The organism is Proteobacteria bacterium CG1_02_64_396 (assembly GCA_001872725.1).
In the GTDB taxonomy this organism is placed as follows: Bacteria; Pseudomonadota; MNWR01; order CG1-02-64-396; family CG1-02-64-396; genus CG1-02-64-396.
This window is the reverse complement of record MNWR01000052.1, coordinates 1-8,113: the sequence shown is the minus strand read 5'-3', so window position 1 is coordinate 8,113 and position 8,113 is coordinate 1. Positions and strand designations below refer to the sequence as shown.

Below are 8,113 nucleotides of genomic sequence, written 5' to 3'. Positions count from 1 at the left end.
CGAACGACTGCGCAATTTCGAGGACGACGTCCTACGGTTCATCGACAATCCGCTGGTTCCCTTCACCAACAACCAGGGTGAAAACGACATCCGTATGGTCAAGCTGCACCAGAAAATCTCAGGATGCTTCCGCTCCAAAGAGGGCGCCGATATCTTCTGCCGCATCCGCAGCTACCTGTCGACCTGCCGCAAACACGGCATCGGTCCCACCCCAGCCCTGACCCTCCTCTTCGAAGGTAACCAACCCCTCTTTATGAAAGAAAACCCGTAGGGAAAAACCGGGGGGATGGGAGGGGCTGAATAGTTACAAGGGATTAAGACTAAGACCATGAGTATTATTACGCACATCCCTGGAGATCAAAAAGCAGACCTGAAAAAAAAGGGATTAAGACTGACGGTGGACAGCATCTAGGCTTTCCAATGTGCGATCAAAAAGCAGACCTGAAAAAAAAGGGATTAAAACTTCTTTGACGTCGCTTAGTAGTGACGTGAGCGTGAGATCCAATGCCGATATTCCACTTTTCTCGCCGCCCGAGTCGTTCATGAATTACCGCCACGCCTACCACGCCGGAAACTTCGCCGATGTGCTCAAACATCTGGTGCTGACCCAGCTCATCCAAGGGTTCAAGCGCAAAGACAAACCCTTTGCCTACCTCGACACCCATGCCGGGTCGGGGATGTACGACCTGCGCAGCGAGCAGGCGGGCAAAACCGGGGAGTGGCGCAGCGGGATCGACCGCTTGTGGCGCGAACGCTCCCCCCAGGGGGCGCTGGCCGAATACCTCGGGGCGGTGAAAGCGGCCCAACCCGAACCAGGGAGCGGGCCGACCCTCTACCCCGGCTCCCCCTGGCTGGCAGCCCATCTGCTGCGCCCTCAAGACCGGCTGCTGTTGATCGAAAAACACCCGGAAGAGGCGGCGCTGCTGCGTCAGACGATGGGGCGCGATTCCCGCGTCGCCATCCACCAGCGCGACGGTTTCGAGGCGCTCGGCGCACTACTGCCGCTGTCCGAAAAGCGCACCCTCATCCTGATCGACCCCCCCTTCGAGCAAGAAAAAGAATTCGAGGCGATGCAGGCGGGGCTGCAAGCCATCCAGCGTAAGGCGGCCACCGCCACCGTCGCTTTGTGGTACCCCCTGAAAGATGCCCAGGCGGTCGCCCGTTTTCATCGCGGCCTGAAGGGGACAGGCATCAAAGAGATCCTGCTGTGCGAGCTCTGGGTGCGCGATCCCAAAACCCCCGCCATGCTGGTCGGCAGTGGCCTGGCTTTGGTCCGTCCCCCCTTCCAAACCGACGCCGCTTTAAAAGCGGTGTTGCCCCAGTTGACCCGCACCCTGACCCAGGGCGAGGGGGCTGGATTTCGCCTCGAATGGCTCGTGGCCGAATAACTTGGAGGGCCTCAAAGACTTCCTCACCCGGCTGCGCGACGCCCTGCGCGATCTGCTGCCCATCGTGGTGGTGATCGCCCTGTTTCAAGCCTTCGCCATCGGCCAACTCCCCCCCAACTTAACCTCGATCGCCAGCGGTCTGCTCATCGTTGCGGTGGGGCTGGCGCTCTTTATTCAGGGGTTGGAGCTCGGGGTTTTTCCGGTCGGAGAGAACCTCGCCTACGACTTCATCCGCAAGGGTTCCCTGGGTTGGCTGTTGCTCTTTGCCTTCCTCATCGGCTTTGCCACCACCATCGCCGAACCGGCCCTGCTCGCCATTGCCGAAAAGGCGCAGGCGATCAGCGCCGGGCGCATCGACGCCCTGGGGCTGCGCGTCACGGTGGCGGTTTCGGTGGGGTGCGCCATCGTGCTTGGGGTGCTGCGCATCCTGCTCGGCCACCCGATCCACTGGTACATCATCGGCGGATACATCCTGGTGGTGCTGGTGACCTTCTGGACCCCACCGCAGATTGTGGGGCTTGCCTACGATTCGGGGGGGGTGACCACCTCGACGGTGACGGTGCCGCTGGTGGCGGCACTGGGGATCGGACTGGCGACCATGATTAAGGGGCGCAATCCGGTGATCGACGGCTTCGGCCTGATCGCCTTCGCCTCGCTCACCCCGATGATCTTCGTGCAGCTCTACGGCATTGCTGTTTATGCGGGGGACGGCGGGACGACCGCCGCCGCCGCCGCCACCATCCAGTCCCCATCCCCCGATGGGCCGCAAACCGAGGATGCATCCTCGGCGACACCGCTGACCTTGCTCATGGATTTGCTCGGGGTGGTCAAAGACATATTGCCCATCGTGTTGGTCATCGCCTTTTTTCAATACGGCATTTTGCGCAAGGCGATTCCTCGTCTGAAACAGGTCGCCATCGGCTTTGGGCTGGTGATTTTGGGGCTTTACGCCTTCATCGTTGGGCTTGAGATGGGGCTGTTCCCCATCGGCGAGACCATGGCGATCCAGCTCACCGCGGGGGGGAAGCCGTGGGTGATCTACCTCTTCGGCTTCCTGGTCGGCTTTGCCACCACCATGGCCGAACCCGCCTTGATCGCCATCGCCCTGAAGGCCTCCGAGGTCAGCAAGGGGCGGATCCATCCCTTGGTTTTGCGGGTGTTTGTCGCCTTCGGAGTGGCTGTGGGGATCGCCCTGGGGTGCTACCGCATCGTCCAGGGCGACTCGATCCACCACTACCTCATCGTCGGCTACCTGGGGGTGATCCTCCTGACCTGGCTGGCGCCCCGGTACATCGTCCCCATTGCCTACGATTCGGGAGGGGTGACCACCTCGACGGTCACCGTCCCTTTGGTGGCCGCCCTGGGGATCGGCCTTGCCACCAACATCGAGGGGCGCAGCCCCCTGGTCGACGGTTTCGGTTTGATCGCCTTTGCCTCGCTCTTCCCCATGCTCACCGTGATGGCCTACGGCATTCTGTCGGAGCGGACCGTTAAGCCCGAATCAAGGAGTCAAAAATCATGAGATTCTCTGTGCTGATCTGCATCGCCCCGCAGGAGCGTGAAACTGCGGTGATCGAAACCTGCCGCCAGGCGGGGGCCGGAGGGGTCACCATTCTTGAGGGCAAGGGGATGGGTTTGCAGGAAAAAAAGACCTTCCTCGGCCTCACCTTCGAGGCGATGGAGTCGTTCCTGGTCTTCGTTCTGGAGCGCTCCCTGGCCACCCATGTTTTGAAGGCGATCAAGAAGGGGCATCAGGACCACACCATCGCCTTCATCATCCCCATCGAACATCTGACCGGCATCGATTTGAACCAAGTCGACCGCTTCGTCGATCAGGTTAAAGAGGAGATCTGAGTATGAAATTGGTCGCCGACATCATGAGCCGCGACGTCGCCACCATCGCCCCCCTGGCCCCTGCCCGTGAGGCGCTGACCACCATGCGTCGGCACGGGGTGAATTCCCTGGTGGTCGACAAGGGGAGCCCCGCCGGTGCCTACGGCATCGTCACCTACACCAGCCTGCTCAAGGCGATCGTCGCCCAGGAGGGGGACATCGACCTGCTGCATGTCTACGACATCTGCGCCAAACCGGCCCTGAGCGTCCACCCCGGTCTCGACATCCGCCACGCCGCCCAATTGATGGCCAATTTCAACGTCAAGCGGCTGTTGGTTTTGGAGGGGGGCGATTTGGTGGGGATTGTCTCGATGAGCGACATCATCGAGGCGTTGGTGGAGGAATTGGAGGAGTAACAGCCGAGCCTGAATGGGGGCATGCGAGGATTGAACGGCTTTTACCGCAGCATCGCTTCGGCGGCAGCGGTCGCCTTCCTCAGGCATAGGCTAGGTTGGGGTTGGGGTTGGTTGGGTTTGTAGGAGCAGTCCCCGACCGCGAATGCGCAGAAACCTTGCGACCCCGACCCCCGCCTGCCCCAAAAGGCATCGGCGTCAGGGACGCCTCCTACGGTAGCATTGGGCGGTTGCCCCAACCGTTTCTTTGCTGAAGAAAACCGGCTTCGCTTCTGCCATAACCGTCGCCACCCCACACCTAATGAGGGTAGCCCCCCCGCATCCAAACGATGCGGGGGAGTCCTCATGCATAGGTCGGCTTAAAGGCCTGGTCGGTCTGCTCCACCGGTCCGTTTTCACCCCAATAGGGCGACAACTTGCGCAGTTGGGCGACGATGGGGGGGACGGCAGCGATGACGCGCTCGATCTCTTCGTCGGTGGTCTCGCGCGACAACGAAAAGCGCACCGTGCCGTGGGCTGCGGTGTAGGGGATCTGCATCGCCCGCATCACGTGGCTGGGTTCCAGCGAACCCGAGGTGCAGGCCGAGCCGCTGGAAGCGGCGATCCCGACCTTATTGAGCAGCAGCAAAATCGCCTCCCCCTCGATGTATTCAAAGGCGATGTTGCAGGTGTTGGGCAGGCGATTTTCGACATCGCCGGTGACAAAGGCATTGGGCACCTGGGCCAAAATCCCCGCCTCCAGCTTGTCGCGCAGCTTTTTCACCACCGTGTTTTCGTGCTCCATGGCCGCTTGCGCCATTTCGCAGGCGATGCCCAGCCCCACGATGGCGGCGGCGTTTTCGGTCCCGGCGCGCCGTCCCCGCTCTTGGTGACCGCCGCGCAAAAAGGGGCGGAATTTCACCCCGCGCCGGGCGTAAAGAACGCCGATCCCCTTGGGGGCGTGGAGCTTGTGACCCGAGATCGACAGAAAGTCGATGTCGCTGTTTTTCAGGTCGATGGGGATCTTGCCGACCGCCTGGACCGCGTCGGTATGAAAGAGCACCCCCGCCTGCTTGGCCATGCTCGCCATGGCCTCGACCGGAAAGAGGGTTCCGGTTTCGTTGTTGGCCCACATCACCGAGACGATGGCGATGTTGCCCCCCCGCTCGCGCAGCAGCGCGGCGTATCCCTCAAGATCGATGCGACCCTGCTTGTCGACCCCAAGCCGATGGACCGTCACCCCTTTTTTCTCAAGGTATTTGCCCAGCTCCAGCACGGCGGGGTGTTCCACCACGCTGACGACGATCTCGGTGCGCTCGGGAAAGACCTCCAGCGCCGAGAGGATGGCGGTGGTGTCGGACTCGGTGCCGCACGAGGTGAAGACGATTTCGGAGTCGTATTCGGCCCCGATCAGCGCCTGCACCTGACCCCGCGCCTTTTTCAGCGCCCGTCCCACCTTGTCGCCGAAGCTGTGCAGGGATGAAGGATTGCCGAACTGCTCGGTGAAAAAGGGGAGCATCGCCGCGACCACCTCGGGGGCGACCCGGGTGGTGGCGTTGTTGTCGAGGTAGATGGGATTCATGGCATGGCCCCTTGGGTTGATTGCATGAGTTCATGAAAGCGGAAGGTGATTCATCCAGAAGAAGCCGCCTTCGCTTTGGCCCCTCTGACGAGGCTCAACATGGGTACGCCGGGTGGGGCAACCTTCCCATCGAACGGCTACCCCGGTTGGACCGCCGAACCCCCACCTATCCTCCCCCTGTCAGGGGGAGGGACGCCGACGGGATGCCGGGTCAGCCCCGCATCGCCAGCGCCGCGGCCGGAACCACCTGCACCATCTCGCCCAGAGCGGCAATCAGTTTGACCTGGATCCCCTCCAGGGTGGCCGAGGCCATGGAGCAGCCTGCGCAGGCGCCGGTCATGTGGACGAAGACCTTCTTGCCCTCGACCTCGATCAATTCCACATCGCCGTGGTCGCGCCGCAGCTGGGGACGAATTTCCTCCAGGGTCTGCTCGATGATCTTGATCCGCTCCAGCGAGGTACGGGGCCGTTTTGCGGCAGGAGCCGGGGCGGGGGCGACTTGAATTTGCACCGGTTGTGCCGCCGGGGTCGCCGCCGCTGGGGCCTTGCCCAGCACCGCCTGCAACACCTCCTCGATCCCCTCATGACAGGTGGCGCAGCCTCCCCCCGCCTTGGTGTAGAAGGTGACCTGCTCCAGGGTGGTCAGATTGTTCTCGCGGATGACCTCTTCGATCATGCCGGCGTCGATCCCGAAACATTTGCAGATCAGCGCCCCCTCCTCGTGATCGTCGCTCCACGCCTCACCCTTGTAGTTGGCGACCGCAGCGTGCAGCGCTTCGCGCCCCATCACCGAGCAATGCATCTTTTCGGGGGGTAGGCCGTCGAGGTAGTCGGCGATGTCTTGGTTGGTCACCTTGAGCGCCTCTTCGACCGTCTTGCCCTTGATGATCTCGGTCAGGGCCGAAGAGGAGGCGATGGCCGAGCCGCAACCAAAGGTTTGAAAGCGGGCGTCCTGAATCACGTCGGTCTCGGGATCGACCTTGATCATCAAGCGCAAGGCATCGCCGCACGAAATCGAACCGACCTCCCCCACCCCGTTGGCCCCATCGAGGACCCCGGCGTTCTGGGGGTTGAAGAAGTGTTCTTGGACTTTCTCGGAGTATTCCCACATAGCCTCAATCCCCCCTTAGCAAGAAAACGACTTGCCGCAGCCGCAGGAAGACTTGGCGTTGGGGTTTTCGAACTTGAAGCCGGAGCCCTCCATGCCGTCGGTGAAGTCGACCGTGGTTCCCTGGATGAAGGGGGTGGTGTCGGGGTCGATGAAGACCTTCACCGCGCCGAATTCGAGCACCGTGTCTTTGCTGCCCGGTTCGTCCTCCAGGCTCAGGCCGTACTGAAAACCGGAGCAACCGCCGCCGGAAATCATGATGCGCAGCCCGGCATTGGGGTTGGGGGAGCCCTTGATGAAGGTGGAAACGGCGGAGATGGCTTTGTCGGTCAGTTGGATCATGGCGGGTTCTCCTCGTGGCGTGCGAAACGGATCGCCCCTTATCGCAGGGGGCGTGCCATATCGAGAAGTTGTTGTTTTTCAATCAATTGCGTCGTTTTTGTCTTTGTCGCAATTGCGACCATACCCGACAAACAAGATCGGGAACTGACAGCCCCGTCCCCTTGTTCAGTCGCCATCAACCCTCAGATGCACCACCAACCACTCCAGCGCTCGATCGAACTCAACCCCCTCCCGCGCTTCCCGCAACGTCAGCCCCCCCTCCCCCGGCGGATACTCCAAATGCAGTCCATACCGCCCCTCCTCCTGCCCATAGGTATAGAGGTAGGCGGTCAGTCGAGGATCGCAGGGGCTGAGCAAACGCACTGCATCGGCGGGATCCGGATCGGGAACGGGGAGCACGAAGCCCTCGGGCCCCAGACGCTCGGTGAGGATCAACAACAGATGCTTGATGGCGACATCCTTCGAGAGCGCCCAAATGTTTGGGGGCATAACGACATCTTTTTATCTTGTGTATTGAGATGTTTTTTATACTGGTAATAATACAGCCATTAAATCTTACTTTTTCAGCCGGGAGCACCCATGTCACACCCTCAACAACTCACCGCCTTTGCGGGCACCACCCTGATCGGCCAAGGCGATCTACCCACCGTGGCGTTGCAGGCCCGCGCCGTCCGAGCCCACGATCCCGAGGCATCGATTCTGATTTTCGACGACGCCTCGGGCCGCACCGTCGAGGTCGACCTGCGCGGCAGCGCCGAGGAGGTCTTGGCCCGCCTGCCCCAACCCGACCCCGCCGAGGGGGAGGAGCCCCCCAAGCGGGGCCGCCCCAAGCTGGGGGTGGTGGCCAAAGAGATCACCCTGCTTCCCCGCCATTGGCAATGGCTGAGCGAGCAACCGGGGGGGGCCTCGGTGACCCTGCGTAAATTGGTGGAGCAGGCGCGCAAGGCGGGGGTCGCCAAGGAGCAGGCCCGCAAATCCCAGGAGGCGGCCTACCGCTTTTTGGATGCCATGGGAGGCAATCTGCCGAACTTCGAGGAGGTCTGCCGCAAACTTTTTGCCGGGGATTTCGGGGGGATCGCACCGCTGTTGACGGCATGGCCCGCCGATGTGCGGGGCCATGCCTTGAAGCTGATCGGCAGCGCCGAACGCGATGCCATCGAAGCGGTCGAGGGGTGGCCGGAAGATCGCTGAAACGCCGAAAAACCCCGAATCGCCATTGAGGAGCGCCGCCATGAACACCCAACCCTCCGAGATCCAGGATGTTGCCGACACCACCGCGTGGGTCGCCCGCTAGGGAAACGCTGATTAAAGGCCTCCTGCCTTGAATCAGCACGCTTCGCAAAAATCGTCGTTTTTGCTTCGCTTGCAACATCAGCAGAGCTTTGGCTTCTACCGCATTGCCTCAAACGCAATCGCGCCGAGGGCGGCGCTCCTACCGCATTGCCTCAAACGCAATCGCGCCGAGGGC

Annotated in this window: 9 protein-coding genes and 1 pseudogene; 6 read left to right on the top strand and 4 right to left on the bottom strand. The window is 61.8% G+C overall.

The genetic code is table 11. The annotated features are described in order from the left end of the window. The 5 genes and pseudogenes from AUJ55_06195 to AUJ55_06175 all read left to right on the top strand — a co-directional run bounded on the left by AUJ55_06195 (position 1) and on the right by AUJ55_06175 (position 3,637). A pseudogene (locus tag AUJ55_06195) lies at positions 1-271 on the top strand (hypothetical protein). A gap of 271 nt (positions 272-542) precedes the next feature. Next, on the top strand, positions 543-1,388 hold the full coding sequence (locus AUJ55_06190; protein OIO57746.1) for a hypothetical protein: 846 nt from the start codon (positions 543-545) through the stop codon (positions 1,386-1,388). A 1-nt stretch (position 1,389) separates the two neighbouring features. Beyond that, positions 1,390-2,910: a hypothetical protein gene (locus AUJ55_06185; protein ID OIO57745.1), complete on the top strand. Its 1,521-nt coding sequence runs from the start codon at positions 1,390-1,392 to the stop codon at positions 2,908-2,910. Beyond that, positions 2,907-3,242 carry a transcriptional regulator gene (locus tag AUJ55_06180; GenBank protein ID OIO57744.1) on the top strand — a complete coding sequence of 112 codons (336 nt, stop codon included), beginning with the start codon at positions 2,907-2,909 and terminating at the stop codon, positions 3,240-3,242. The genes AUJ55_06185 and AUJ55_06180 overlap by 4 nt, the downstream gene beginning before the upstream one ends. Before the next feature lie 2 nt (positions 3,243-3,244). Continuing rightward, positions 3,245-3,637: a histidine kinase gene (locus tag AUJ55_06175; GenBank protein ID OIO57743.1), complete on the top strand. Its 393-nt coding sequence runs from the start codon at positions 3,245-3,247 to the stop codon at positions 3,635-3,637. Between the two features lie 340 nt (positions 3,638-3,977). Here AUJ55_06175 and AUJ55_06170 read toward each other — a convergent pair whose 3' ends face one another. From AUJ55_06170 to AUJ55_06155, 4 genes are all read right to left on the bottom strand, one after another. Further along, entirely contained in the window at positions 3,978-5,195 is a 1,218-nt protein-coding gene (locus AUJ55_06170; protein OIO57742.1) for a cysteine desulfurase NifS, read from the bottom strand. A gap of 211 nt (positions 5,196-5,406) precedes the next feature. After that, positions 5,407-6,306: a Fe-S cluster assembly protein NifU gene (locus AUJ55_06165; GenBank protein ID OIO57741.1), complete on the bottom strand. Its 900-nt coding sequence runs from the start codon at positions 6,304-6,306 to the stop codon at positions 5,407-5,409. Between the two features lie 15 nt (positions 6,307-6,321). Further along, complete coding sequence (locus AUJ55_06160) at positions 6,322-6,645, bottom strand: hypothetical protein (GenBank protein OIO57740.1); 324 nt, start codon at positions 6,643-6,645, stop codon at positions 6,322-6,324. Positions 6,646-6,810: 165 nt separating this feature from the next. Continuing rightward, positions 6,811-7,134 carry a hypothetical protein gene (locus AUJ55_06155; GenBank protein OIO57739.1) on the bottom strand — a complete coding sequence of 108 codons (324 nt, stop codon included), beginning with the start codon at positions 7,132-7,134 and terminating at the stop codon, positions 6,811-6,813. A gap of 90 nt (positions 7,135-7,224) precedes the next feature. Between AUJ55_06155 and AUJ55_06150 the strand changes: the two genes are divergently transcribed. Further along, entirely contained in the window at positions 7,225-7,836 is a 612-nt protein-coding gene (locus tag AUJ55_06150; protein OIO57738.1) for a hypothetical protein, read from the top strand. Positions 7,837-8,113: the final 277 nt, after the last annotated feature.